1 protein-coding gene is annotated in these 1,090 nt (G+C 67.2%); it reads right to left on the bottom strand.

Translation table 11 applies throughout. The features are described 5' to 3' along the window. Window positions 1–1,077: HAMP domain-containing protein (locus AB4043_RS26395; RefSeq protein WP_442308639.1), on the bottom strand; the 1,077-nt coding region annotated here is incomplete at its 3' end. Between the last annotated feature and the right edge of the window lie 13 nt (window positions 1,078–1,090).

The raw sequence follows: 1,090 nt of genomic DNA on the forward strand, positions 1-1,090 counted from the left end.
GTTCACGGTCATGACGAGGTTCACGGTCATGACGAGCTCCAGGATCTCGCCCCGGGCSTCSACCGTGATCTTCTTCGTCAGATCGCCCTTGGCGACCGCCGTGGTCACCTCGGCGATGGAGCGCACCTGGGAGGTCAGGTTGTCGGCCATGCCGTTCACGGACTSGGTGAGRTCSTTCCAGGTMCCCGCGACACCGGGCACCCGYGCCTGSCCGCCGAGGWKGCCSTCSGTRCCCACCTCRCGSGCCACCCGSGTGACCTSMTCSGCGAACGASGACAGCTGGTCGACCATGGTGTTCAGAGTGTTCTTGAGCTCCAGGATCTCGCCGCGCGCATCCACCTCGATCTTCTGCGACAGGTCACCGCGCGCCACCGCCGTGGCGACCTGCGCGATGCTGCGCACCTGGGCGGTCAGATTGCCCGCCATGCTGTTCACCGAGTCGGTCAGATCGCGCCAGACGCCCGCCACACCAGGCACCCGCGCCTGCCCGCCAAGACGGCCTTCCGTACCCACCTCGCGGGCGACCCGGGTCACCTGTTCGGCGAAGTCGGAGAGCTGATCGACCATCGTGTTGATGGTGTTCTTCAGCTCCAGGATCTCSCCGCGGGCRTCCACGTCGATCTTCTGCGACAGATCGCCGCGCGCCACCGCCGTGGTCACCTGSGCGATSCYGCGCACCTGCGAKGTCAGGTTTCCCGCCATGGAGTTGACTGAGTCGGTCAGGTCCCTCCAAGTGCCGCTGACGCCGTCCACCCGCGCCTGACCGCCGAGACGGCCCTCGGTGCCCACGTCCCGCGCCATCTGCGTGACCTGGTCGGCGAAGGACGASAGCTGGTCCACCATCGTGTTGACGGTGTTYTTCAGCTCKAGCATCTCGCCGGAGACGTCCACGGTGACCTTCTGCGACAGATCGCCGTTGGCGACCGCCGTCGTCACCTGCGCGATGTTGCGGACCTGTCCGGTGAGGTTACGGAACGCGGTGTTCACCGAATCGGTGAGATCCTTCCACGTTCCCGCCGCACCCGGCACCTGCGCTTGACCGCCGAGCTCGCCCTCGACGCCGATCTCCCGCGCCACCCGCGTCACCTCG

This window comes from Terriglobus sp. YAF25 (assembly GCF_052113305.1).
Lineage (GTDB): Bacteria > Acidobacteriota > Terriglobia > Terriglobales > Acidobacteriaceae > Terriglobus.